Origin of the sequence: Streptomyces sp. 2-1 (assembly GCF_048564895.1) — a bacterium.
GTDB classification, from domain to species: Bacteria; Actinomycetota; Actinomycetes; order Streptomycetales; family Streptomycetaceae; genus Streptomyces; species Streptomyces phaeochromogenes.
Genome location: NZ_CP183383.1, coordinates 9,549,736 through 9,574,846 on the forward strand (window position 1 = coordinate 9,549,736; position 25,111 = coordinate 9,574,846).

The window sequence follows — 25,111 nt, forward strand, 5'->3', positions numbered from 1 at the left end:
GCGTCACGCCTTGATCAGCCCGGCGCCGTGCAGGGCATCGGCCGCGGCGGCGACGGTGTCGAACGGCAGCCCGGACCGTTCTGCGACGTCCAGCAGACCGTGCTCGCCGTCGGAGAGACTGAGCACCCAGAGCATGGCCATCTCGGCCTGCTTCGCGTCGCTGCGGCCGCCGAGAGAGTCGTACAACCCCCGTCGGCCCAGCTGCGGTTCGCCGTAGGGGCTGAGGTTGACGTACCGCCGGTTGCCGTCGAGGACGGCGAACGCCTCGCGGCAGACGGTGAGCGTGTCCTCCATCGCGTCCGGGGAGACGAAGTCCGGGTTGTCCGCCGAGGTGTGGTACTCGGGGTAGCCGGCGTACGGGGTCCGGCTGAGCGAGCCCACGCCCAGATCGAACCCGGGCGAGCAGTACTGCCGCTCGTCGTAGCCGTACGGAGTGAACTCGTTGACGCGGTGCGGGCGTTCGGAGGCGGCCAGCACATGCCGCATCACCCGGTCGATCTCCGCGTCGCCGCGCCTGCTCTGCTTGTACGTCAGTTGGCCCGGGTCGCCTGCGCAGGCCAGCACGAGCCCGTGCTTGACCCGTTCCACCCGCTCCGCGTTGCGGGCCAGCCAGGTGATCGCCCCGATGGTGCCGGGCGCGTAGATGAACCGGTAGGTGTAGTACGGCGTCTGCTGTGCCAGCGCGCGGGCCAGGAACGTCGCCACCGCGATGCCGGCCAGGTTGTCGTTGGCCAGTGACGGGTGGCAGACGTGGCAGGAGACGATCACCTCGTCCTGGACCTGTCCGGGGACCACGTGCTCGGCGTAGGTGAGGTGGCCGTCCGCGAGGGTGGAGTCGACGCGCACCTCGTACTCGCCGTCCGGCATCGCGTCCAGGGTCTCCTGGGCCAGGCAGAAGCCCCACTCCGGCTTGTAGTAACTGGTGCGGTACGGCACCCAGTTCGGGTGGTCCGGCAGGGTGTGCAGGTGCGCGCGCAGCTCGGCGAGTGGCATGGTCCGCGACACCGGCACGCTGTAGCCGAGCACGTGCAGGCTGGACGCGGCGAAGTCGACGACCCGGTGGCCGGAGCTGTCGGCAACGTACGCGTCCCGGATGTTCCACTCCTGTGGCACCGTCCAGTCGAGCACCTGCGTCCCGGTCGGGACCTCGTGCACCTGGAGGGGGACGTACTCGCCCACGATCTCCAGGGTGGCGCGCACACCGTCGCCGGTGATGCTCCGGCACAGCGGGTACAGCCGCTCCACCAGCGCGTGCATCTCCTCGCCGGCCCCGGTCGTCGTCTGCTCGCCGACCGCGGTCATCGGCGCCACCGCAGGGTGTCGTCGACGGCACCGGACTCGGACGCCGCGCGCAGCACGGCAAGGCGGGTGAAGCGTCGCTCGAAGTCCTCCCGGGTCAGCCCGAACTTCCGGTAGGCGTCGGCGAGTTCGAGTGCGCCCTGCTTCACCGTCCACTCGCAGTCGAAGCCCGGGATCGCGGCGCGGAACCGGGAGAAGTCCACCCGGTACGACCGCGGATCGGCGCCGTTCTCCCCGGTGATCACCACCTTCGCGCCGGACACCGCCTCGGCGACCTGCTCGGCGATCTCGGCGACCGTGACGTTGTTGGTCTCGCTGCCGATGTTGAACGCCCGGTCGTGCACCGCTTCCCGCGGCGCGGTCAGCGCGGCTGCGAAGGCCCGTGCGATGTCGGCGGCGTGCACCAGTGGGCGCCAGGGGGTGCCGTCGGAGAGCACCAACACCTCGCCGGACAGCAGCGCATGCCCCACCAGGTTGTTCAGCACGATGTCGGCGCGCAGCCGGGGCGAGTAGCCGAAGGCGGTGGCGTTGCGCATGCACACCGGGCTGAAGTCGCCGTCGGCCAGCGCGTGCAGGTCGTCCTCCACCCGCACCTTGGACTCCGCGTACGGCGTCACCGGGCGCAGCGGGGCGTCCTCGGCCACCAGGTCGTCGCCGCCCGAGGCGCCGTAGACCGAGCACGTCGACGCGTACAGGAAGCGCCGCACTCCGGCGTCGCGGGCCAGCCGGGCCAGCCGTACGGAGGCGTGGTGGTTGATGTCGTAGGTGAGGTCCGGCGCCAGCGATCCCAGCGGGTCGTTGGAGAGCGCGGCCAGGTGGATCACGGCGTCCACCCCGGCCACGTGTTCGGCCGTGACATCGCGCAGGTCCACCCGATGCCCCTGCGGGTCCGCGGGCGGCTCGCCCAGCACGCAGTCGGCGAACAGGCCGGCGTCGAGGCCGACGACCTCGTGCCCGGCGGCCGCGAGAACCGGGGCCATCACGGTGCCCAGGTAGCCCTGATGTCCGGTCAGTAGTACGCGCACTGTTCATTCCCCCAGGTCGAGAGTGAGTTTGCTGACGGCGAACGCCTCGGCGTAGCGCGCGTGGCATTCGATGCCGCGGATCCGTGCGAGACCGAGGAAGGCCTCCCGGTCGAACCAGGGCCGGTGCCGTTGCGAGGGGTAGTGCTCCTGCAGCAGCCGCACCTTCTGTTCGGCGATCTCCGGCGACAGCGGCTGGTACGCCGTCGGACGTCCGAGATCGCCGTCCCACTTGACGATCTCGTAGCCGAGGACCAGGTGGTCGCGGAACGCGGTGGGTATCAGCTTCGCCAGGCCGCGGTGATCCTGGTGCGCGTCGTGGGTACGCGGGGCAAGCACGAGATCCGGCTCGGTCCGCTCGCGCAGCTCCTCGATTGCGGCCTTGGCCTCTTCCCAGTGCGTCGGCAGTCGGCCGTCCGGCAGCTTGAGCACGGTCAGCCGCAGGTCGGCGCCCGGGCAGAAGGCGCCGAGCGCGGCCTGCTCCTCCTGCTCCCGCTCGCCGCCACCGCCGGAGAGCACCAGCGCGTCGACACGTACACCAGGCTGCGCGAGGCACAGCGTCAGCAGCGTGCCGCCGGCGCCGATGGCGATGTCGTCGCAGTGCGCGCCCACCGCGACGATCCGCTCCAGGGGGCCGGCCCCGAGCCGGATCACGCTCTGACTCCGGCACGGTCCCGCTCCCACACGGCCCACGGGCGGTCGCCCCGGGCGTAGGAGTCGTCGAGCGCGGCCCGCTCCTTCACGGTGTCGGTCGGCTTCCAGAAGCCGTAGTGCTGGTGCGCCACCAACCGGCCGCGCTTGGCGAGCTGGGCGCATCCGTCGGCGACCAGGTCACCGTTCTCCGGTATGTGGTCGAAGATCTCCTGGCGGAGCACGAAGTAGCCACCGTTCTCCCACAGCGGGAGTTCGCTCACCGCGGTGATGCCCCCCACCAGGCCGTCCTCACCCAGCTCCACGCAGTGGAACGAGGACTGCGGCGGCACCACCATCATCGACGCACCGGCGTCGCGCGGCGTGAACCGGTCGATCATCTCCGGGAGCGGAGCGTCGGTGAGTACGTCGGCGTAGTTGGCGAGGAACATCTCGTCGCCGTCCAGGTGGTGCCGCACCCGGCGCAGCCGCTCCCCGATCGGCGACTCGATGCCGGTCTGCGCGAACGTGATCGTCCAGTCCGAGATGTCGGTGGACAGCAGCTCGGTCTTCCCGCCCCGCAGTACGAAGTCGTTGGACGTCGTCTCCTCGTAGTTGAGGAAGAAGTCCTTGATGTGGTGGGCCCCGTACCCGAGGCACAGGATGAACTCCGTGTGCCCGAAGTGCGCGTAGTAGCGCATGACATGCCAGATCAGCGGTCGCGGGCCGACCATCGCCATCGGCTTGGGCACGTCGTCGGAGGTTCCGTTGCGCATGCGCATCCCGTAACCGCCGCAGAACAGGACGACCTTCATGCGGTGACCTCCTTCAAGACGCCCTCGACAATGCTCAGTTCGGGGATCGGAAACACCAGCTGGCCGCCCCACTCGTGCACGAACGACAACTGCTCGACCAGTTCGGCCCGCAGGTTCCACGGGAGGACGAGGACGTAGTCCGGCTTGTCGGCGGCTATCTGATCGGGCGGCAGGATCGGGATGCGGGTGCCCGGGGTGAACCTGCCGTGCTTGTACGGATTGCGGTCGACCGTGTACGCGAGCAGGTCGGGCCGGATGCCGCAGTGGTTGAGGAGGGTGTTGCCCTTGCCCGGGGCGCCGTAGCCGACGACCGTCTCGCCGCGCTCGGCGACCTCGATGAGGAACCGCAGGAGGTCCCGGCGCACCTTGGCCACCCGGGCGGAGAACTCGGCGTACCCGGACAGCTCCTGCAAGCCGGCGGCCTTCTCCCGGTCCAGCACGTCGGCCACCCGCTGCGTCGGCTCGCCGGCCACCTCGGCAGGCCGGGCCCACAGCCGGATGGAGCCGCCGTGTGTGGGCAGCAACTCGACGTCCACGAGCGTGAGTCCGCCGCTCGCGAGGGCTCGGATCGCGGACGCGACCGTGTAGTACTGGAAGTGCTCGTGGTAGATCGTGTCGTACTGGTTCTCCTCGATCAGGGTCAGCAGGTGCTGCACCTCGATGGAGACCCAGCCGTCGTCGGCGACCAGGGCGCGCAACCCCTGGGTGAAGCCGACCACGTCGGGGATGTGCGCGTACACGTTGTTGGCCACGACCAGGTTCGCCGGGCCGTGCTCGGCGCGGACGTCGGTGCCGGTGGCCGGGTCCAGGAACTCCGTCAGTGTGGGCACACCCGCCTCGCGCGCCGCGGCGCCGACGTTCACCGACGGCTCGATGCCGAGACAGCGGATCCCCCGGTCCACCACATGCCGTAGCAGGTAGCCGTCGTTGCTGGCGACTTCGACCACGAAGGCGTCGGCGCCGAGGTCCAGCCGCTGTACGGCGCCGTCGACGTACGTGCGCGCGTGCTCCACCCAGGAGGTCGAGAAGGAGGAGAAGTACGCGTACTCGCTGAACGTCTCCTCCGGCGTGATCAGCGGCGGGATCTGCGCCAGCCAGCAGTTGGTGCAGACCCGCAGGTGCAGCGGGTACGCCGGCTCCGGCCGGTCCAGTTGGTCCGCGGCGAGAAAGCTCTCACACGGCGGCGTCGCCCCAAGGTCGACGACGCTCGCCATCGCTTCCGAGCCGCAGAGTCGGCATCGTGTCATCTGCTGTCCCCATCCCCCCTGCTCGCGCGCGTGTCCCCGCCGCGAGCCAGTGCTGACCGACCCGCGATCGCGGTGCGGTACTCCTCCACCAGGCGCTCCAGGCCGACGGCCGGGCTGAAGCCCTTCTCGTAGCGGCGCCGGGCCGCCTGGCCCATCTCCCGGTTGCGGGCCGGCTCGGCCGCGATCCGGCGTATGCGGGACGCGAGCGAGGCGGGCTCGCCCGGCCGGTGCAGCAGCCCGGTCACCCCGTCCTCGACGAGTTCGACGAAGGCGCCGTGACCGGCGGCGACGGTCGGGACCCCGGCCGCCATCGCCTCCACGACCACCAGGCCGAACGCCTCCAGCCACGTCGAGGGAGCCACCACGGCGACCGACCGCGCGATGGCCTGTCGGCACTGCTCCGTGTCGTACAGGCCGACGTATCGCACGTCGTCCCGGCCCGCGGCCCAGGCGGTCACCTCCGGCTCCAGCGGCCCGGTGCCGGCGATCACGAGCGGTACGCCCACACCGCCGCTCGCCGCGATCTCGTCCCACGCGGTCATGAGCAGCCGCACGCCTTTGGCCTCCGCGAGCCGCCCGAGGTAGAGCACGTGCTCGCCGTCACCGGTTCGGCAACTGCCCGGCTCCGGCACGAAGTTGTGCTTCACCGCCAGCCGCTCGGCCGGCATGCCGGACCGCACCAGGACGTCACGCTGCGCCGCGGAGATGCAGAGGAACCGCTCCACGCCGGACCACCACCGCCGCCGGTTGACCGACAGGCTGACCGCGAGCGGCACCGTCGCGAGGCGGGAGCCCCGGTAGCAGCCGTGCCGGACGGCGGGCAGTGGTGCGGAGCCGACGCACTCGGTGCACGGCCGGCCGTCGCGTTGCAGCGTGCCGGGTGGGCAGACCTGGGTGTAGTTGTGCAGTGTGGCGACGGCGGGCACGTCGGCGTCGGCGCAGGCGGCGAGGACCGCGGGCGACAGGAGCGGGAAGACGTTGTGAACGTGCACCACGTCCGGCCGTTCGGCGCGCAGCCGGGCGGCGAGCTCCGATCGGACCGCCGGGTTCCACGGTACGAGGAGCGGCAGCGCGGCCTTGGAAAGGAGGGACCGGGCGGCGATGTCGTCGCTGCGCCGCTCGAACACCTCGACCCGGTGGCCGGCCTCGCGCAGCAGCGCGACCTCCTGGTCGACGACCTTGTTCTCCCCACTCGGCTGTGCCGAGGCGTAGCGGTTGTGCACCACGAGGACGTGCATGATCAGATCACCTCCGATCTTTTGGCCCATCGCGGGATGTGTCGTCGCGGGGCTTCGGGCGTCGGCAGTCGAGGGACTTCGGGCGTCGAGAGGCGAGTGGCCGCGGCAGGCGTTGCCAGCAGTGAGGCGGCCACGGCCAGATGCAGCAGATACGGCGAGGCGTCGCCAAGACCGGCCTCGGTGTACGACGCGATCCCGCAGTAGCTGATCAGGAAGATCGCGCAGGCCCTCGACAGTGACGGTGGCCGCAGCAACGCGACGCCGGCGAGGACGATGATGATCGCCGCCACCAGGGCGACGCCGATCAGACCCTGCTCCTGGTAGACGGCCAGCCAGCTGTTGTCGATCGGCAGCCCGCCGAACGACTTGTCGCCCAGGCCCATGCCGAACAGCTGCTCGAAGGTCGTCCGGGGTGCTGCCAGCAGGGCGTCCCAGACCTTGGCCCGACCGGTGAGATTGGAGAAGTTCTCCTGGCTCTGCCCGCGCAGGAACCACGCCTGCAGCGCGGAACTCAACGCCACCGCGGCCACCGTGGCGCACAGCACCGCCCAGACGAAGAACCGGCGGGCGGCCGCACTGGTCAGGACGAGCGAGCCGATCGCCAGCGCCAGCCCGATGAGCAGCCCGAGGGTGGCCGTCCGGGTATGGGTCAGCAAGAGCAGGACGAGTGACGGCACGATGACCACCGCCGCGCTTGTCCTGTCGGTCCGGCGGCCCAGTACGAGCAGCACGGTGAGCCCGATGATGACCGCCGCGTACTGTCCGATCTGCGGCGGGGTGAGCGGCCACAACGCGCCGACAAGGCGTCCGCCGTAGAGCTCGGGCATGGCCGCGCCCGGTGACACGACCAGGCCGGCGGCCACCGACCCGAGCACCGCGAAGTACATCCGGATGTGGTGCCGGACGAGCGTCAGGCCGCCGTCCCACCAGCGGCTGAGCAGCCACAGCGTGCCGACGAAGAGAGCCAGCCGGCCGCAGCGGAACAGTGCGCCGAACCCGGACTCCAGGTTCGCGCTGGAGATCACGCTCAGCACCAGCAGCAGGGTGAGCAGGAACACGAAGGCGCTCGCTCGCAGGCGCAGCCGGAGATTGACCGCCAGCGCCAGCGCGAACGCGGCGACCAGAGCACCCATGGTGGCCATCTGGATGAGGGAGCGGGGCAGCGGGATGATGGTCTTCGCCCCGGTGGAGCCGAGCGTGTTGAGGATCAGCAGCCCCCAGACGATTCCGACGATCCTCGGTGTGCCGCCGGGGCGCGGTTCGGCGCCGGGCCGCGGGCCCGCCGTGTCCGGTCCGCCCGGCAGCCCACCGTGCCGCAGGTCTCCGCCCATCTCAACCACCGGCCCGTGGGCCGAGGGTGCTGCCCGTGTCCTGCTGGTAGGGCCTGCCCTGCCACTCCCCGAAACCGAGCACCCGGCCCGGGTCGTGGGCGACGAACTTCCATGATCCGAGGTAGACGTTGTCGTGCCAGCGGTTGTGCTGTTTGCGGGTGATCGCGTCGGCCACCCGCTCGCCCTTGTACGGCGACCATTCCGGATAGGTGCCGTAGTTGGACAGCACGGCCATTCGGTCGCACATCGACGTGCACTTGACGACGGACTTGTCCAGCACGAAGCGGTTGTCGTGGATGTCCACCCGCTGGGTCTTCCACCGGCAGTCGGTGTAGAGCGGTGCCTTGGCGATCGCCGGCTGCTCGCAGCGGTCCGGGTTCCGCACCAGCAACGTGCAGTCACCGGACGAGGTGTTGGCCGGGCTGTTGCAGAACCGGTCGGCGTTCTCCCACAGGGTGATTCCGGACCAGTTGTTCTCCAGCAGGTTCCCGTAGACCTCGATCTTGTCGGTACGGGCTCGGACTCGTGGTTCGCCGCCGGACTCGGACAGGTAGACGGTCGCGTACGGGAAGTCGTCTCCGCCCTCGGCCCCCTTGCGGCCCTCGACCCAGTTGTTCCGCCGGATCGTGTTGTTCCGGACCACCGCGTTGTAGCTGGTCTCGTAGATCAGCGCGGCACCGTCGTTGGCCTCGATCACATTGTTCTCGATACGGAAGTCGTTGTTGTTCGTGTCCGCCCACAACCCTGTTCCGCGGTTGTCGTGCACCCAGTTGCCGCGTACGTCGGCGCCGTTGACGGCCCAGAACTTGATGCCTCCGGTGCAGCCGCAGCCCTCCCGCCGCCGCTCCCAGTCGCCGGTGTTGTTGCCCACGATCTCGTTGCCCTCGACCACCAGGCCGCGAATGGAGTCGCCGGCCTTGTACGCGTTCATGCCGTACTGGCCGTTGTCGCGCAGGCAGCTGGCGCGGACCTGCTGGCGGGCACCGGCCATCAGCCCGGCGGCGGAGTTGTTCTGGATCGTCGCGTTCTCGATCACCCATCCGTCGGCCGAGTCATGGTTGACCACGCCCTCGTCGTGCGGCGCGACGAAACGCTGCACGGTCAGGTAGCGGATGGTGACGTCACTGGCGCTGCCGCCGAACGCGTACTGGTTCTTCTTCCGGCCGTCGAGCACCGCGCCCGGAGCGCCGAGGTAGCGGTTCCCCTTCTTGGGGATGACCTGGGCGTAGCGGTCCGGATCGAGCCTGTGCTTGCCCGGCCGTAGCCAGAACGTGGTCTTCGGGGGGCTGCTCTTGGTCTTCGCGGCCAGGTCACCGACCACCGAGGGGTCCACCGTCACCGCGCCCGCCGGTGCCTTCGTCGGCCCGGCCGCGGGCTTGGCGCACACCCGGGCCACCGATCGGGCCGCGGACGGGGCGGACGTGGATGCCGCGGGCTTCGGCTCCGCCTTGGTGCCCTGCGAACCGTCGCAGCCGGTCACCGTCAGCAGGGCCAGTGCCAGCGGTGCCGCCGCCCAGTGCCGCCTCTTGACGCTCACTCGTCCCCCGGGCCGCGGAACCTGAGCACAGTGGTGAACTCCCCCGACGGCCCAGAGCCGTCGGCGAAGCCGGTGCCGACCAGCGTCGTGGCGGGTTCCTTGCGCCCGAAGCCGGGGGAGTACCAGCCCAGCGGCGGGTCGGTCTCGCCGCGGTGCGACAGCCAGCTGAGCTGCCCGGGCAGGTCGAGCACCGCGGAGCGTTCCTCGCCGTCCCGGGTCCAGGTGAGCACGGCCCGGTTGTCCGCCAGGTCCGCGGTGATCGCGGGGCCGAGGTGGAACGCCAGCCGAACGGCCCGGTGCGGGCCGTGTCGGCCGCGGACCTCGTCGACGATCCTCAACTCCTGGCTCGCGGCCGTCAGTTCCACCCGGCGGCGGTGCACGGAGGGCTGGTAGCCGTCGTGCTCGGCACACCAGCGGGCCGTCCCCCCGTCGGAGGCGTCGGACGCGTCCGCGACCAGGACGCGGCTGCGGGCCTGCCGGGTCCACAGGAACGGGCCGCCGGAGACGGACTGGTCACCGCCGTCCAGCTGCAGGGTGTTGTGGCCGAGGGTCGAGCGGAAGTACTGCCGCCACTCGGGCTGCCCGTGGTAGCAGAACGTCCCCGGGTCGGCGAGCACGTCCACCCCGTCGTGCCGGACCTCCACGGACAGCGCGTCCGCGTGGGCATGCGCGGCGATGGACAGGAAGCCGTGCGGACCACCGTCGCAACGGCACCAGATCTCCGCCGGACCGCGCAGGATGGTCATGCCCGCGTCCGCGAAGTGGCCCGGTCGGCTTGCCGGGCGGGCCACGGCCGGTGCGGTTCCCTTGTTTGCGTACGGCTTGATGAGCGCGGCCAGCAGCGGGGTGCGCACATCGGTGCCGGTCACCGTCGGCCACCAGGCGAGCCGGCCGAACACGGCGTCCCCGGTGGCCAGCAGCGAGGCCCAGCGGTCGGTGCCCTCGCCGTCCACGACCAGACCGTGCCCGTCGTCAGCGTCCCCCTGACGCGGGGGCCGTAGCCGGTTGTCCACGACGGCCGCGAGCGCGTCGGTCATCCGCAGCAGCACCAGCCGGATCGTGGCGGGGACCGGTACGTCGGCGGCGTCCGCCTCGGCCACCGCGGCCAGACCGAGTTCCAGCACAAGTCCGTGATACTCGGTGGCCAGCTCGCGGTTGAGGCCGGAGGGGAAGGTGTTGCTTCGCAGGTGCCGCTCAAGGGATCGCAGCGCCTCGGCCCGCCAACGCGCCGAGGAGGGGAACCACCCGAACGCGCAAGCCGCCGCGAACTGCCCGGCGGCCTCGGCGACGACGTGGTTGTTCGCCGAGGACCCCCGGCTGGGGAAGGCGGCCAGCCAGCGCTGGTGGTGCCAGATCTGGTTCAGCGCCACCGGGTTGTCCTCGAACAGACCGGCCGCGCCCGGCCAGCCGTCGAGCAGCCGGCGGATCCACACCCAGGACAGCAGCCGGATGCCCAGCTCGATGCCGCTGATCCAGTGCACGCCGCGCAGCGGTGGGTTGGCCGACCACCACGACCGCAGGTGCTCGGCCACGCGCTCGGCGTACCGCTCGTCCCCGGTGATCGCGTAGGCGGCGGCGAGCTGGGTGAGGTACTGATGCCGGGACGGCTCCCAGATCTGCTTGATGTCCCCGACCGCGTCCTCGTTCCGGTACGGCACGTCGAAGGCGTAGCCCCACGGGGCCCGGCGCCCGGTCTTCGGGTCGCACCACCAGTCCGGGTCGGTCATGTCGTCGCGGACCACCCCGAAGTACTCGGCGTGCCCGTACATCAGCCGGTCCGCCTCGGCGATGAGACGTTTCGCGGCGTCCGGGGGTATCGCGGCGAACGTCCCGGCGGGCAGTACCGCGGTGAACCGGGCGCCGGTCACGCTCGGGCAGTCCGGCGGCTCCGACCGCCACCGTCGCCTGCGCACCGTGTCGCCCACCCGGCCGCCGACCTCCCGCGGTCCCATCCGGGACAACCGCCGCAGGTACCAGGCCGGACTCCCCGAGTTCACAGTCATCGCGCCCTCGCCAACGTCACCGGCGCGCCGCCGGCCAGGCCGGCCTGCACGGCGAGGGTGGCCGACGTGGTGGCGACCAGCGACTCCAGCGGCACCGGCATCGGCCCGCCGGTCCGCACGGCCTTGATGAACGCGGCCAGCTCGGCGTTCTGGCCCTTGTCCCGGGCCTTGGGCAGCCGCGAGCTGACCCACTGCTTGCGGCCGACCGTGCCGTCCGAATACACCGAGGCACGGACGAAGTCGTCGAGCCGCAGCACCTTGCCGTCCGCGATGAGGTCCAGCGTCTCCTTGGGGAAGCCGGCCGCGCCCGTGGTGACGTAACTGATGGTGGCGGTGGACCCGTCCGGGTAGCGCAGGACGACCTGGAGGTCCTCGTTGCCGGGCGCGGCCGTCGCGTACACCGAGACCGGGTCGGCGTCGAGCAGCCAGCTCGCCGTGTCGATGAAGTGTCCGCCCTCGCCGACGAACCGCGAGCCCTCGGCGCCCTGTTGGAGGTACCAACTGCCGTGCTGGAGCTTTCCCGCGTTGACGAGGTAGCGCAGGCTCGCCGGACCGGTCCGGGCGCCGAACCGCTTCCTGGCCTCCTGCAGCAGCGGCGCGAACCGGCGGTTGAAGCCCACCTGCAGCCGGTCGTTGCCGGACTCCTCCACCGCCGCGAGCACGCCGGCCAGCTCGTCCTCGGTGAGGGCCAGGGGCTTCTCCACGAACACCGTCTTGCCGGCCAGCAGCGCCTGCCGGGTCAGTTCGGCGTGCGAGCTGTGACGGGTGACCACGAACACCGCGTCGATGGACTTGTCGCCGAGCACGGCGTCGAGATCGGTGGTCGCCTCGGCGAAGCCGAACTTCCGCTGCGCGTTGGCCGCGGACAGCGCCGTGGTGGTGACGACGGTCGACAACTCGACGCCCTCGCGCTGGGCCAGGTGCGGCAGCAGCATCGACGTCGCGTAGTTTCCCGCGCCGACGAACGCGAGGCGCACCGGTGTCTTGGCGGACCTGGCCGGGGCGACGGTCGTGCCGGTGCGCCGCACCTCGGGCACGGACACCTCCGGGGCCGCCGACTCCCCTTGTTCCTCCGCCTGTTCGGGGTAGCGGAACAGCACGGCCACGGCTTTGAGGTCGCCGTCCTTCAGGCTCTGATAGGTCTCCACGGCGTCGTCGAAGTCGGCGATGTGCGAGACCAGGGGTTCCACGTCGACGCTGCCGCGGGCGAGGAGATCGAGGAAGCAGGCCAGGTTGCGGCGCTCGGTCCAGCGCACATAGCCGATCGGGTAGTCGCGTCCCTCCAGTTCGTACGCCGGGTCGTAGCGGCCGGGGCCGTACGAGCGCGAGAAGCGGACGTCGAGTTCCTTCTCGTAGTACGCGTTCCACGGCAGGTCCAGGCGGCACTTGCCGATGTCGACGACCCGGCCGCGGTCCCGCGCGAGCCGGGCGGCGAGCTCGACGGGCTGGTTGCTGCCCCCGCCGGCGGCCAGGAACACCTGGTCCACGCCGTGACCGCCGGTGAGTTCGGCGACGGCGGCCTCCACGGCAGTGGACGCGGGATCGCCGCAGGCCGCGGCGCCCAGGCGCTCGGCGAGCTCGCAGCGCGTCGGGTCCGGGTCGGCTCCGACCACGCGGACTCCCGCGGCGGTGAGCAGCTGCACCACCAGTTGCCCGATCAGCCCGAGGCCGATGACAAGGGCCACCTCGCCGAGCTGCGGCTCGCCCTGGCGGACGCCCTGCATCGCGATCGACCCGACGGTGCCGAAGGCCGCGTGCCGCGGCGCGAGGCCGTCCGGCACCGGGGTGTAGAGGTTCTTCGGCACCCAGTTCAGCTCGGCGTGCAGCGCATGCTCGTTGCCGGCGCAGGCCACGAGGTCGCCGGCCTTCACGTCGTCGACACCGGCGCCGACCTGCTCGACCACCCCGCACAGCGAGTAGCCCAGCGGCGTGTAGGAGTCCAGCTTGCCCATCACCTTGCGGTAGGTGGCGGGCACCCCGTTGGTGGCCACGCTCTGCATGACCTTGGCCACCTGGTCCGGCCGGGAGCGGGCCTTGCCCAGCATCGACATGCCGGCCTCGGACACCTTCATCAGCTCGGTCCCGGTGGATATGAGCGAGTAGGCCGTGCGGACGAGGACACCGCCCGGCTTGCACCCCGGCACCGGTACGTCGAGCACCGCCAGCTCGCCGCTCTTGTAGTTCTGTACGACCTGCTTCACCCGAAGTCCCCTTGTTTCTGAGCCGTCTTCGCCGTCTTCGCCGTGTTCGCCGTCTTCTACGCCGCCGAGCGAGTGCTCCGGCCGGACCCGGAGGTCGCGTCGCGATACCAGTACTCGAGCGTCAGCACATGCCACAGATGCTTGGAGAAGTCCCGCTGCCCGGCGGCGTCCTCGGCGACCATGCGCGCCAGCGCGTCACGGCGCAGGAGCCCGGAGTTGACGAGCACACCGTCGTTGACCACCTCGCGCACCAGCGGTGCCAGATCCCGGCTCATCCAGGCGCGCAGCGGGGCGCTGAACAGGCCCTTGGGCCGGTACACGATCTCCCGGGGCAGGATCGAGGTGGCCGCCTCCTTGAGGACGGCCTTGCCCTGCCGTCCGACGATCTTGCGGTCGCCGGGCACGGCGAACGCCGCCCTGACCACCTCGACATCCACGTACGGCACGCGCACCTCGGTCGACGCGGCCATGCTCGACCGGTCCGTGTAGGCGAGGTTCAGGCCCGGGAGGAACATCCGGGCGTCGCCCAGGCACATCCGGTTGACGAAGTCGTCGAGGTCGTTGTCCTCGTAGACGTCCGCATGCTCGGTCAGCACGTCCTCGACCGTCCCGGCCAGGTCCGGATTGACCAGCGCGAGCAGCTCGTTCTGGTCGTACATGGTGTAGCTGCGCCGGAACGCGGTCTCCTCCGGCAGATCGGCGAAGGACAGGAACCGCTTCGCGAAGCGCACCGACCGATAGCCCCGGCGGGCCGTCGCGACCGGCAGCCGGTCCACGGCCGCGTGGACGCCGCGCCGCAGGGGCCGCGGGACGCGCTGATAGCGCAGCGCGAGCAGGTTGGCCAGGTGCTTGCGGTATCCGGCGAACAGCTCGTCCGCGCCCATCCCCGAGAGCATCACCTTGACCCCGGCCTCCCGGGCGGCCATGCAGATCAGAAACGTGTTGATCGCGGCGGGGTCGCCGATCGGCTCGTCCAGGCTGTACGTCATCTGCGGCAGCAGGTCGAGCACGTTCGGGGCGATCTCGATCTCGTGCAGGTCGACGCCGAACTGTTCCGCCACCTGCCGGGCATAGCGCAGGTCGTCCGGCATCGCCTCGAACTTGGCGTCCTCGGCGCGGAACCCGATCGTGTAGGCGGAGATCCCGGGCCGGTCGCGGGCCGCAAGCGCGGTCAGGTAGCTGGAGTCGAGGCCGCCGGAGAGGAAGGTCGCCACGGGTACGTCGGAGAGCAGGTGACGGCGGGTCGAATCCTCGACGATGGCAGCCAGGTCCGGCCGCTCGCCGGCCTGCGCCCGCTCCCGGCCCTCCGCGGCGACGTCCTTGAGGTGCCAGAACCGGCCGCGCTCCACACGGCCGTCGGGCCGGAACCTCATCCAGCTCCCCGGCGGCAGCTTCTCCGCTTCGCGGAACGCGCACCGTGAGTCCGGCACCCAGTAGTACAGCAGTGAGGCCACCAGCGCCCCATGGTCCACCTCCAGCGACCCGCCGGTCGCGGCGGCGAGCGCCTTGAGCTCGGAGGCGAACATCAGGCCCCCGCCGCGCCGGAGCAGGAACAGCGGCTTGATGCCCAACTGGTCGCGGGCGAGCACCAGGTCACCGGTTCGCTCGTCGAAGATCCCGAACGCGAACATGCCGCGCAGCCGGGGCAGGCAGTCCGTGCCCCAGCGCCGCCAGGCCTCGAGCAGCACTTCGGTGTCGGAGGTACCACGGAAGCGCACCCCGGCGGCTGCCAGTTCGGCACGCAGCTCGGGCGCGTTGTACAGCTCGCCGTTGTACGTCAGGACGAGGCCGCCCGAGACCATCGGCTGGGCGCCGGTCTCGGACAGGTCGATGATGGACAACCGGCGGTGCCCGAGCTGCACTTCGCCGTCACCGACGGGGTGGCCGTACCGGCCCGCCCCGTCCGGCCCGCGATGGGCGAGGGTGTCGGTGAGCCGGTCGGTCACGACCTTCCCGTCCGGCCATCGGTAAGTGCCTGCGATGCCACACATGTGCTACCGCGCCTCCTGGTCGTTGTCCGGGCCCTGGGCGGCCCGCACCGGCAGCCGCTCCGTCCGCCGCAGATCCGTCCCGTTCTGCCGGGCCGGCCGCTCGCTCCGGCCGCGCAGCGCGGTGTGCAGCCCGTCCCACAGCGTCCCGTCGGTCCGGTCACGCGGATCGGGGTCGATCAGCACCACACCGATCACCGGAATGCGCTGGTCCGCGAGCTGCCGCGCCACGGTGTGCAGCCATGCGGCGCTGCCGTGCCCGGCACGCACGACGAGTACGGTCTGGGTGCCGAGGTACTGGAGGTCGGTCCACGCGGTGCCGGGCGCGACCGAGCCGACGCCGATCGGGCGCTCCTGATGCGACACCGCCGCGGCACGCTCGCCGCTGACCACCGTGGGGGCTCCCGGCTTGGGGCGGCGGCCTGCGAGCGGCAGGCCGGGCAGACCGTCGATGACGACCACCGGCCCCTCCGCCGCCAGAGCCCCGGCGAGGTCCAGGGCGATCACGCTCGTGCTGCGCGCACAGCCCAGTTCCAGCAGCGACACCGGTTCCGCGGAGCCGCGTACGGTGCGGGCCAGATGCGCGGTGAGCCGTTCGCGTGTCGCCCGGGTCCGTCGGCGCTGCCACAGCCTGCCCGACCGGCGGGGCAGCTCGGCGATGACCGAGGCACCCAGGTTCGCCGCGATGTCCCGGCGCAGCACGGGGCGGTCCGCCACCACCGTGCGGACCGCAGCGAGGGCGAGCCCGAGGACGAGCCCGAGGACGAGCCCGATCGCGGCATTGGTGACAGCGGTCCTGGGCAGGGAGTGTCGCACCGCGCGCGGTGCGTCCACGATCTGCGTGCCGGCGACGACCTTGGGCGTGCCGGTGCGCGCCTCCGCGGCGCGTTGGTCGAAGTCGGCGATCCTCGAGTTGAGTTCGGCCCGGCGGGCGAAGAGCGTCTCGATGCTCGCCGACGCCGTCGGCTCGCTCTCCGGCGTCCGGCTTCCGATCTCCTCATTGACCTGGGCGAGTTCGTCCCGCATGCGGTCACGCTGGTCGAGCAGGGCCTTGGACTCGGCCGTCGCGGTTGCCCGCATCCGACGCACATGGTCCGCGATGAACGCGTCGGCCAACGCCTTGGCCCGGGCCACCGCTTCCGCGTCGCTGTCACCTGTCACATCGATCTGCATCACGTTGTTGGTCAGGCCGGTGCCCCGGTAGTCCCGCATGAAGTCCTCCGGCTTCTCCCGGGACTTGAGGGCCCGCAGGGCCTCGTCGGCGATCCGCGTGGTCCCCAGCACCGCGACGTCGGTGCGCATCAGCGTTCCGGTGTCGTTCGGCTGGTCCTCCGCATGCGCGACCAGCACCTTGGTCACCGCGCTCGCCGGCGGCGGCAGCAGGACCGCCAACGCCGCGCCGGCCACCAGACCGAGGAGCGCCATGGCGCACCAGAGGCGGCGGCGCCTGCGCACCGCAACCACCAGCGCCTGCAGGTCGAAGAGCGGAGTGGCGGCCGACGACTCCGAAGTCGTGCTCGTCGTCACGCTGAACCTCCCGTCGAGTGGCCGCGAACCGCGAGTGCGGGAGAGGCGCTGTCCGGCGGATCGCCGTCGGACCGTGACTCACGGGCCCGGACCGTGCCGGCGACGACGATGCCGACGACCTCATGCCCGCCGTCCGCACAGGCCTCGGCGATGCCGGCGAGCTCCTGTGCGGTCCAGCTGCCCGCGCTGAGTACGACCAGGACACCGGACTCGGTGTCGCGGTCCGGCACCATCGGCCGGTCCACCGAAACCTCCACCACCCGCAGCAGCGGATCGCCCTTGGCCTCGGCGACGAGCTGCCCGGCGGCCCGGAGGGCGATCTCGTCGCCGTCCGGTACGACAACCAACAGCCGCCGGGGAGAGGCGAGTTGGTCCCGGAGGCGAGCGCACACCCGCCGGTGGCGGAGCTGCCTGCCGGCCTCGTCGACGGACCTCTGCGGGGCCGGTATGTCCCACCGGGTGTCGATGCCGAGGAATCGGCGGATCGAGGCCCGTGGGCCACTGTCCTCCGGCCGGTACGCGCGCCGTTCATCAGGCACGTCGACGGTGCCGAGCAGCGCCGAGCCCAGGGCCGCGGCGATCTCCGGTTCGGTGCGCAGCCGGCGATTCATCCGTGCGGCGGCGAGATGACCGATGACCGCGAACAGGAAGAACAGCAGTGCCCCGGCGACGATGAGCTGCATCCTCGTCGGCGGCGCCTCGCCGGTCGGCCGGGCCGCAGGACCCATGACGACCATGCCGGCCAGGGTGCTCGCCGGATCGGCCTGGTCCAGCTTCGTCATGGCCTCCTCCAGCGAGGTCCGCAGCTTCTCGAGCGAGGTGCGGGCCTGCACGCTCTCCACGGTCTTCCCCGGATCGGCCGCCTTGGCCAGGTCGGTGATGCGGCGGTTGGTCTCCTCCACCTGCTGCCGCAGCGTCTCGGGCGCCGTGGCCGCTTCGGAGTCGGTGCCGCCCGCGATCCGCGCGGCGAATGCGACGAATTGCCGGGCCACCTGGTCGGAGAGCTGCTGCGCGCGCTCCGGGGTGCTGTCCGTACCGGAGATCTTGATGATGTTCCCGTCGCCGACCTCGGCGCTCACCCGATCCCGCAGCTCGGCGCCGCTGACGCCCGGCCGGCCGAGCTCGGCGGCCGCGCGGTCGATCACCGTCGAACTGGTCACGATGTCCACTTGGGTCAGCAGCTCGCGCTCTTCCCACTGCCCCGGCAGCAGTACCGATGCCGAGGCCGTGTACCGCGGCGGGAACACCACCGAGATGCCGTAGCCGACCAGCGCGCCCACCACGGCGAGGGTGGCGAGAATCCGCCACCGCCGACGGAGAATCCGCCCGATCGTGGCCAGGCGGATCGTGTCTTCGTTCAACGGTGCTGCCTCTTCCCTGTGCGGTCCGGGCCGCCCGCCGACACCGGTGTGTGGCCACGGGTTGCGGCGGAGTAGGCGGCGAGCAGCGACGCCTGCGAGTTCCGCCAGGAAAGCTGCCCGCTGATCCGCTCCTGGCCGATCTCGCCCATCCGGGCCCGCTTTTCGGGATCGTCGAGGAGCACCGTGATGAGCTTGGCGAATGCGGCCTCGTCGTTGGCGGGCGCGTAGAGGGCGGCGTCACCGGCGGATACACGCGCCTCACGGAGGTCGAACGAGACGATCGGCCGGCCCATCGCCATGTACTCCAGGACCTTGTTCATGGTCGACACGTCGTTGAGCGGATTGCGCGGGTCGGGGGAGAGGCACACGTCCGCGGTGGACAGGTAACGCACCAGGTCGGCGTCCGGAATGCGCCCGGTGAACTGCACCTGTTCGGAGAGACCGAGCTTCCGGGACAGCTCCACCATCGCGTCGAAGGCGTCGCCGGAACCGACGAACACCGCGTGCCAGTCGGTCCGCCCGATCTCGTCGCGCAGCTTCGCGAGGGCACGCAAGGCGTAGTCGACGCCGTCCTGCGGGCCCATGACGCCGAGGTAGCACAGCAGATGAGGCTTGCCGCGCTTCAACTCCGGTTCGGGCGGCACCGGTTGGAACCGGTCGGTCTGGGGCGCGCTGCGCACCACGAAAACGTCCTCCGGCCGCCGACCACCACGGCGCACCGCGACGTCCCGGTAGCTCTCGTTCGTGGCGAGTACGACGTCCGCGGCCCGGTAGGTCCGCCGTTCCAGCGCGCACACGGCGCGATAGAGCAGATCCTCGCCGCGGTCGAACCGGGAGAGGTACAGCTCGGGTACCAGGTCGTGCTGGTCGAAGACGAACCGCGCGCCGCGCCGCTTCAGCCACAGTGCCGGCAGGAACAGCAGGTCGGGCGGGTTGCAGGCATGGACCACGTCGACCGGTCCGACCTTGCGGGCCAGCCGGGCCGTGTGCCACAACGCCGATCCGTACTCCCGCAGATAGCCGGCAGGACCGCCGGTGGCCGCGCGCAACGGGTAGCGGTGGATCCGCACCCCGTCGATCACCGCCTCCGGCTCCGTGTCCCGCTTCTCCCCGCGGGGACAGATGACGTGCACCTCCCAGCCCGCGTCGCGAAGCGTCGTGCACTCCTGCCACACCCGCCGGTCGAACGGCACCGACAGGTTCTCCACCAGGATCAGCGCGCGCCGGTCCGGCCGGTCGCCGCCGGCCGTGTCATCGAACGATCTGTCACCAAGCAAGGCCCACGTACCCCGGTTCGGCCCGCCGCGCGTCGGCGTCGGGAAGGTGGATGAGGTCGACGATCACCGGGCTGTCGCCATGGGGCAGCGCCGACAGCACGGCCGGATCCCTGGTCCCGACGAGGCACACCTCGGCGTGCTCGAGCACCTCGTCGACGGACTCCGCGAGCAGCTGCCCGAGGTGCGGCAGCCGGGTCTCGATGTACTCGCGGTTGGCGCCGAGCAGCCGGGAAAGGCTCACGTTGGCGTCGTAGATCTTCAGGTCGTATCCCTTGCCGAAGAGTCTCTCCGCCAATTCGACGAGTGGGCTCTCACGCAGGTCGTCGGTGCCGGGTTTGAAGGACAACCCGAACAGGCCCACCCGGCGCTTGCCGGTGCGCCCGACCAGCTCCACCGCGCGCTGCAGATGGTCGGAGTTGGAGGGCAGCACGTGGGCGAGGATGGGTACGGAGATGTCGGCCCGCTGCGCCGCGTGGACCAGGCTGCGCAGGTCCTTGGGCAGGCAGGAGCCACCGAAGGCGAAGCCGGGCCGCAGGTAGGCGGGGCTGATGTTCAGCTTGCGGTCGGCCAGGAAGACATCCATCACCTGGTGCGAGTCCACCCCGAGCGCCTGGTACACCGCGCCCAGCTCGTTCGCGAAGCCGATCTTGAGGCCGTGGAACGCGTTGTCCGCGTACTTGATCGCCTCGGCCGTCGGGACCGGCACCCGGAACACCTCGCCGGGCAAGCCGTCGTACAGCGCCGCCACCGCGTCGCCGCTTGCCGGGTCCAGCTCGCCGATGACGGTTTTCGGCGGGTCGAAGAAGTCCCGCACGCTCGTGCCCTCGCGCAGGAACTCCGGGTTGACCGCGACCCCGATGTCCACCCCGGCCGTGCCGCCGACGTACTTCTCCAGGATCGGCACCAGCAGGTTCAGACAGGTGCCCGGGAGCATGGTGCTGCGGAACACGACGGTGTGCCGGCCCCCCTGCTTGGCTCCCTCGGCCAGCACAGCGCCGATCTGCTCGGTGACCCGCTCCAAGTACGTGGTGCACAGGCTGCCGTTGGGCTCCGACGGTGTGCCCACGCAGACCAGCGACACGTCGCTGTCCATGATCGCCTCGCGGACGTCGTCGGTGGCTCTCAAGGCCCCGGTCCGCACGACGTCGGCGATGAGCTCGCCTATCCGTTCCTCGACCACCGGGGCCCTGCCGTCGTTGACCAGGTCGACCTTCACCTGGTTCACGTCGACCCCGATGACCTCGTGCCCCATGCTGGCCAGGCACGCGGCCGACACACAGCCCACGTAGCCGAGCCCGAAAACGCTGACCTTCATGACCTGTCCCTCCCCCCAGGCAGGCCCCTACGGCCTGCAGTCCGCGTGCGAGCCGGTCGACGACCCCCGCGCATCAATAGGCCCCGTGCCCATGGAGCACCGCACGCAGCGTCTTCCACAAGATCACTGTGTCCAGGGCGAGCGACCAGTCCTCCACGTACCGCAGGTCGAGGCGCACCGCCTCCTCCCACGCCAGATCGCTGCGTCCGCTGATCTGCCACAGGCCGGTGAGCCCGGGCTTGACCAGCAGCCGCCGCCGGATGTCCGGGCCGTACTCGGCGGTCTCCTCCGGCAGTGGAGGCCGCGGACCGACGAGCGACATCGATCCGGTGAGCACGTTGAAGAGCTGCGGGAGCTCGTCGAGCGAGTACCGGCGCAGCACTGCTCCCACCCGGGTCACCCGAGGATCCCGGCGGAGCTTGAACAGCAGGCCGGCGCCCTCGTTGTGGTCGGCCAGCTCGGCACGTACCCCGTGAGCCCCGGCGACCATGGTGCGGAACTTGAGAATGGTGAACTCGCGGCCGTCCTTGCCGACCCTGCGCTGGCGGTAGACCGCCCCGCCGCGGCTGTCCACCATCACGAGCAGCGCGACGAACACCATCAGGGGTGCGAACAGCATCAGCAGAATCGTTGCGCCTATCCGGTCGACGAACCCTTTGACCGCCCGGCGACCACCCGTGAAGGTCGGCATGCTGACCCGCAGCAGGGGGATCCCGAGCACCGCGTCGACATGCAGTCGCGGGCCGGCCACTTCCATCAGCACGGGGGCCACGACCATCTCGGCGTCGCTGCCCTCGAGGTTCCAGGCCAGCCGCTGCAGCCGGTCCGGTGACCAGTGCGGGTCCGGTGTGACGGCGACGACCCGGTAGCCGTCGTGGCGGACGTGCTTGGCGACGTCCTCCAGCAGGCCTATGACCGGTACTCCGTTCAACTGGTCGCCGTCGAGCCCGCCTTGGTCACCGTCGAGCCCGCGACCGTCCGTCGTGCACACCGCCTCCACCCGCCAGCCGAGGTGCGGGAGTTTGCGGGTCCGGTCGATCAGGTCGCGTACGGTGGCCGGGCTCCCGGCAGCGAGCACCGGTCTCAGGCACCGTCCCTCCTTGCGCTGTTTGTGCAGTCGTAGGCGGAGCAGATACCGCGCGGTCATGGTGACGAGCGCGATCGCGGGGATCGCGACGAAGATCCAGAGTTTGATGTTGCGCGAGGTCAGGGCGATCCCGCCGAGCGCCAGCACGACGGTCGCCGTGAACAGTGCGCGTCCGAGCCGGCGGAATTCCTCGGCGCCCTGGCCGAGCACGGCCGGAGACCACGACCGGCTCACCGCGAGCGCTCCCAGCACCAGCAGCTCGGTGCCGAATGCGAGAATTCCCCACTTCTCATGCCAGTTGGCCGCGTCCCGGGCCCCGAAGAAGTTGCCGATCGCGGCCACCACGAAAGCGGTGGCCGCGGTGTCGCTGGTGATCACGGTACGTCGGTACCGCTGCTCCCAGTCGATTGCGGGCCTGCTGATTGCCCCATTCGTCAGACTCCCGCTCGCCGACGAAAAAGGGTCGACTATTCCCCCCTGCCGCACAGAACCCCCCGGTTCCCAGTGGTACGACGTGAGCGCCTAGCGCTGTCCCTCCCCCGGGAGGCCCCACCCTCCCGCACAGTCCCTTCCCGCAGGAGGTCCCTGCCCCTCCGCGCATGACTTCTCGGCTCTTTGAGCGTTACTTGGACAACTCACCCTGGCGGCAGCGGACTCATATGTCCTGCCGGACTCTCAAGGTGTGCGGGAACCCGTCGAAACCTCGGGTGCACCCCGCACCCGAAGCCCTCTCGCGGGCTCCAAGAATTGATCATCCCCACGCATGGCGTGGGGGACGCGACTGCTGGCCTTTTGTGGTGCCGGACCTATAGATCATTGCGGGTCGCCTCGTGTCCGATCAGCTGAAGCACGGTCAATCTAGACCATCGTTGCCAGTCTGTAGAGGGGGTGTGTGTAATTTGTGGTCAAGCTATGGTGCTGGAGCTACCTACCGGTGACCACCTACGGGTGACTGATGCCACCGCGCACTCCAGCAGCTCGCCCGTCGGCCCCGGGCGCTGCCTCCAGAGGTGGGCTGGGCGATCGACTCCCGCGATCCGTACGTGTGAATTCCGGGAGTTACGTGGCGGGGACACGGTGTACGCAAGGTCGCGCGCATGCCCAAGTTGGGCATGAGTGGTCGCACCCCGGCGCCGGCTCCGTAGGAGTCGCGGTAGATCGAGGATCCCGATTGGATGGCGCATCTTGAACGTGCCAATGGCCTGAAGGAATTGCCGGGAGATTGTCCAAAACGGCGCGGAACTCCGGCCCTTTTTGGCGTCCACGCACCACATGGAATATCGGGGGCGACAGGACGGCATCGTCCGGACGAGTCCTTCGCAGGTTGGCGCGTTCGCAGCTTGCTCGCGCCGTTCGCTCCACCGCGCGGCACTGGAATCGGTACGTGCGGCGCCGTGTCGGTGCCGGCATCCACAACGGCTCCCGCCCGTCCGGTCGGTTGCTCAACGGGGCGGCCCGGAAATGCGAATGATCGAGGGCGGGCTACTGATCGTCATCGTCGTGATCGCTACCACCTGCCCCGAGCAGGCCATTGCGTGCTGTTGTCCGGCCTGCCGTGGCGCATCGGTGAGATGACATCCGGGGGACCGGCCCGGCCGTGCTGTCGTCAGCGGTGGGTCTGTGCCGGACTGCTCGAAGTGGCGGGGTCGGTATCCCGACTCGACCGAACCGTTGAGGCGCGTGCCGCCGAGCCCGGCTTCTGTCATCACGCCGCTGAAGACAAGACACCGACCGGGCCGGAGTCCGACCACCCTGCTTGCTCGATGCGGACCGCCGGCCTTCCCCGCGCACAGTGGCGGCGAGTGAGGCAGTTGCTCGTGTCGAGGTAGCGGGCGTGGTCGTCGAAGGAGTGGGCGAGCTCGGGATTTCCGGAGTCGCCCATGCCGATGAGATCGGGGGCGAGGAGGCGGCGGCCGGGCTCGGCCACACCCGGCAGGACGTTCCGTCACAGGTGGGAGGAGGTGGGGTTGCCGTGGAGGAAGACGAACGGCAGACCGTCGGGGTCGCCGGACTCGCGGTGGTGGAGAGTGGAGTCGAGGACGGGGAGGCCGGGCACGGCGGAGTTGCTTCGCTTTCTTCGAGGGGGCTTCAGAGGTTGAGGCTCAGGACCCGGTCGACGGCGATCTCGACGACGACCAGGTCCGGCGGGGTGGGCGGGGCCGCGCGGTGGCGGACGGTGTAGCGGCGGACCGCCTCGGCCAGGCGCGCCGGGTCGTCGGTGACGGTGGCGCGGCCTTCGAGGGTGACCCAGCGGAAGCCGTCCGCCTGGCAGAGCGCGACACGGGCCGTCGGGCCGCCCGCCGCCACGTTCCGGGCCTTGCGCGCTCCCGCCCGGGTGGTCACCCGGGCCAGTCCGGTGACCGGGTCGAAGGTGAAGCGGACAGGGGTGACATGCGGGGTGCCGTCGGGGCGGAGGGTGGTGAGGGTGGCGGTGTGGGGGCGAGTGAGGAACACCCTTGTGGAGGGCGGGAGTTCGACGGTCGCCCGGCTCACTTCTTCTTCACGCCCTCGTTCCAGATCAGCTTGGCGATGTTCGGCTTCACGGCCGTGGTGATGACACCCATGGCCGTACGGACGTACCGCCGCTCCTCCAACTCGCGCAGCATGCTCGAGGCGAGGTCGGTACGGGCGGTGAAGACGCCGTCGGCACTGGCCTCGGCGGTGTGGTAGTCCGTGACGACGGGGTGCTCGAAGAGGCCTGAGGGCCGGACGAAGGTCCAGTCGAGGTCCGTCCGACGGATCACGGCCTCCATGCGGCGCATGTCCTCGTGGAGGGTACGGCCGAGGCGTCGGTTCACCAGCGGGTCGAGCACATGATTGAAGAAGTGCGCGCCCGTGGGACGCCAGTGCGGGTCGGCGATGCTGGAGCTCACGGCGAGCAACCGCTTGATGCCGTGGCGGTCCATGGCCCCGGTGATGGCCGTGGCGCTCGCCGAGTACGTGCTGATGGTCTCCTTGCTGAAGCGCGCGCCCAATACGGAGAGGACGGCGTCCGTCCCCCTGATCGCGGCGTCGACAGCCACCGGGTCGGTGGCGTCGGCGACGGCCACGGCGAGACCGGGCCGCGTGGCGAGGGAGCCGGGGCGGCGAGTCACGGCGACGACCTCGTGGCCGGCGGCGAGGGCCTGGTCGGTGAGGTGGCGGCCGGTCGGTCCATTGGCGCCGAAGACTGCGATACGCATGGCGTCGGGTCATCCCTTCGTGTGGTTGCCGGAACGCCCTTGACTGTGCCG

Annotated in this window: 18 protein-coding genes and 1 pseudogene; all 19 read right to left on the minus strand. The window is 70.7% G+C overall.

Annotation, left to right across the window (positions count from 1 at the left end):
• Window positions 1–3: 3 nt before the first annotated feature.
• Window positions 4–1,302 carry a DUF4910 domain-containing protein gene (locus tag ACN20J_RS41875; protein WP_419667994.1) on the minus strand — a complete coding sequence of 433 codons (1,299 nt, stop codon included), beginning with the start codon at window positions 1,300–1,302 and terminating at the stop codon, window positions 4–6.
• Window positions 1,299–2,324 carry an NAD-dependent epimerase/dehydratase family protein gene (locus ACN20J_RS41880; protein WP_419667995.1) on the minus strand — a complete coding sequence of 342 codons (1,026 nt, stop codon included), beginning with the start codon at window positions 2,322–2,324 and terminating at the stop codon, window positions 1,299–1,301. The genes ACN20J_RS41875 and ACN20J_RS41880 overlap by 4 nt, the downstream gene beginning before the upstream one ends.
• 3 nt (window positions 2,325–2,327) lie before the next feature.
• A complete protein-coding gene (locus ACN20J_RS41885) occupies window positions 2,328–2,975 on the minus strand; it encodes a PIG-L deacetylase family protein (protein WP_189839506.1) in 648 nt (215 codons plus the stop codon).
• Window positions 2,972–3,766 (minus strand): hypothetical protein, encoded by a 795-nt coding sequence (locus ACN20J_RS41890; protein WP_055615355.1) that lies wholly within the window; start codon window positions 3,764–3,766, stop codon window positions 2,972–2,974. Before ACN20J_RS41890 ends, ACN20J_RS41885 begins: the two co-directional genes overlap by 4 nt.
• Window positions 3,763–5,013, minus strand: a complete 1,251-nt coding sequence (locus ACN20J_RS41895) for a methyltransferase domain-containing protein (protein ID WP_419667996.1) — start codon at window positions 5,011–5,013, stop codon at window positions 3,763–3,765. Before ACN20J_RS41895 ends, ACN20J_RS41890 begins: the two co-directional genes overlap by 4 nt.
• A complete protein-coding gene (locus tag ACN20J_RS41900) occupies window positions 5,010–6,251 on the minus strand; it encodes a glycosyltransferase (protein WP_419667997.1) in 1,242 nt (413 codons plus the stop codon). Before ACN20J_RS41900 ends, ACN20J_RS41895 begins: the two co-directional genes overlap by 4 nt.
• Before the next feature lie 2 nt (window positions 6,252–6,253).
• Window positions 6,254–7,582 carry an O-antigen ligase domain-containing protein gene (locus ACN20J_RS41905; RefSeq protein ID WP_419667998.1) on the minus strand — a complete coding sequence of 443 codons (1,329 nt, stop codon included), beginning with the start codon at window positions 7,580–7,582 and terminating at the stop codon, window positions 6,254–6,256.
• A 1-nt stretch (window position 7,583) separates the two neighbouring features.
• Entirely contained in the window at window positions 7,584–9,119 is a 1,536-nt protein-coding gene (locus tag ACN20J_RS41910; protein ID WP_419667999.1) for a right-handed parallel beta-helix repeat-containing protein, read from the minus strand.
• Entirely contained in the window at window positions 9,116–11,122 is a 2,007-nt protein-coding gene (locus ACN20J_RS41915; protein WP_419668000.1) for an alginate lyase family protein, read from the minus strand. Before ACN20J_RS41915 ends, ACN20J_RS41910 begins: the two co-directional genes overlap by 4 nt.
• Window positions 11,119–13,323 carry a bi-domain-containing oxidoreductase gene (locus tag ACN20J_RS41920; RefSeq protein WP_364183965.1) on the minus strand — a complete coding sequence of 735 codons (2,205 nt, stop codon included), beginning with the start codon at window positions 13,321–13,323 and terminating at the stop codon, window positions 11,119–11,121. Before ACN20J_RS41920 ends, ACN20J_RS41915 begins: the two co-directional genes overlap by 4 nt.
• Before the next feature lie 56 nt (window positions 13,324–13,379).
• Window positions 13,380–15,314, minus strand: a complete 1,935-nt coding sequence (asnB, locus tag ACN20J_RS41925) for an asparagine synthase (glutamine-hydrolyzing) (protein WP_419668001.1) — start codon at window positions 15,312–15,314, stop codon at window positions 13,380–13,382.
• A 3-nt stretch (window positions 15,315–15,317) separates the two neighbouring features.
• Window positions 15,318–16,838, minus strand: coding sequence for a Wzz/FepE/Etk N-terminal domain-containing protein (locus tag ACN20J_RS41930; protein ID WP_419668002.1), 1,521 nt, complete (start codon window positions 16,836–16,838; stop codon window positions 15,318–15,320).
• A complete protein-coding gene (locus ACN20J_RS41935; protein ID WP_190227462.1) occupies window positions 16,835–18,199 on the minus strand; it encodes a Wzz/FepE/Etk N-terminal domain-containing protein in 1,365 nt (454 codons plus the stop codon). Before ACN20J_RS41935 ends, ACN20J_RS41930 begins: the two co-directional genes overlap by 4 nt.
• Window positions 18,196–19,476 (minus strand): glycosyltransferase family 4 protein, encoded by a 1,281-nt coding sequence (locus ACN20J_RS41940; RefSeq protein WP_189839496.1) that lies wholly within the window; start codon window positions 19,474–19,476, stop codon window positions 18,196–18,198. The genes ACN20J_RS41935 and ACN20J_RS41940 overlap by 4 nt, the downstream gene beginning before the upstream one ends.
• Window positions 19,466–20,791, minus strand: coding sequence for a nucleotide sugar dehydrogenase (locus ACN20J_RS41945; RefSeq protein WP_189839495.1), 1,326 nt, complete (start codon window positions 20,789–20,791; stop codon window positions 19,466–19,468). The genes ACN20J_RS41940 and ACN20J_RS41945 overlap by 11 nt, the downstream gene beginning before the upstream one ends.
• Before the next feature lie 73 nt (window positions 20,792–20,864).
• The gene (locus tag ACN20J_RS41950; RefSeq protein ID WP_190227464.1) at window positions 20,865–22,364 is read right to left on the minus strand and encodes a sugar transferase; all 1,500 of its coding nucleotides are present in this window, start codon (window positions 22,362–22,364) and stop codon (window positions 20,865–20,867) included.
• Window positions 22,365–23,697: 1,333 nt separating this feature from the next.
• A pseudogene (locus tag ACN20J_RS41955) lies at window positions 23,698–23,934 on the minus strand (alpha/beta fold hydrolase); the annotation flags it as partial.
• Between the two features lie 32 nt (window positions 23,935–23,966).
• The gene (locus ACN20J_RS41960) at window positions 23,967–24,371 is read right to left on the minus strand and encodes a pyridoxamine 5'-phosphate oxidase family protein (RefSeq protein ID WP_419668003.1); all 405 of its coding nucleotides are present in this window, start codon (window positions 24,369–24,371) and stop codon (window positions 23,967–23,969) included.
• Window positions 24,368–25,060, minus strand: a complete 693-nt coding sequence (locus ACN20J_RS41965) for an NAD(P)-dependent oxidoreductase (protein WP_419668004.1) — start codon at window positions 25,058–25,060, stop codon at window positions 24,368–24,370. The genes ACN20J_RS41960 and ACN20J_RS41965 overlap by 4 nt, the downstream gene beginning before the upstream one ends.
• Window positions 25,061–25,111 lie beyond the last annotated feature (51 nt).

Coding starts and splice junctions, on each gene's coding strand:
- ACN20J_RS41875 (WP_419667994.1), bottom strand. CDS start 1,302: ATGACCGCGGTCGGCGAGCAGACGACGACCGGGGCCGGCGAGGAGATG.
- ACN20J_RS41890 (WP_055615355.1), bottom strand. CDS start 3,766: ATGAAGGTCGTCCTGTTCTGCGGCGGTTACGGGATGCGCATGCGCAAC.
- ACN20J_RS41965 (WP_419668004.1), bottom strand. CDS start 25,060: ATGCGTATCGCAGTCTTCGGCGCCAATGGACCGACCGGCCGCCACCTC.
- ACN20J_RS41895 (WP_419667996.1), bottom strand. CDS start 5,013: ATGACACGATGCCGACTCTGCGGCTCGGAAGCGATGGCGAGCGTCGTC.
- ACN20J_RS41945 (WP_189839495.1), bottom strand. CDS start 20,791: ATGAAGGTCAGCGTTTTCGGGCTCGGCTACGTGGGCTGTGTGTCGGCC.
- ACN20J_RS41905 (WP_419667998.1), bottom strand. CDS start 7,582: ATGGGCGGAGACCTGCGGCACGGTGGGCTGCCGGGCGGACCGGACACG.
- asnB (WP_419668001.1), bottom strand. CDS start 15,314: ATGTGTGGCATCGCAGGCACTTACCGATGGCCGGACGGGAAGGTCGTG.
- ACN20J_RS41915 (WP_419668000.1), bottom strand. CDS start 11,122: ATGACTGTGAACTCGGGGAGTCCGGCCTGGTACCTGCGGCGGTTGTCC.
- ACN20J_RS41900 (WP_419667997.1), bottom strand. CDS start 6,251: ATGCACGTCCTCGTGGTGCACAACCGCTACGCCTCGGCACAGCCGAGT.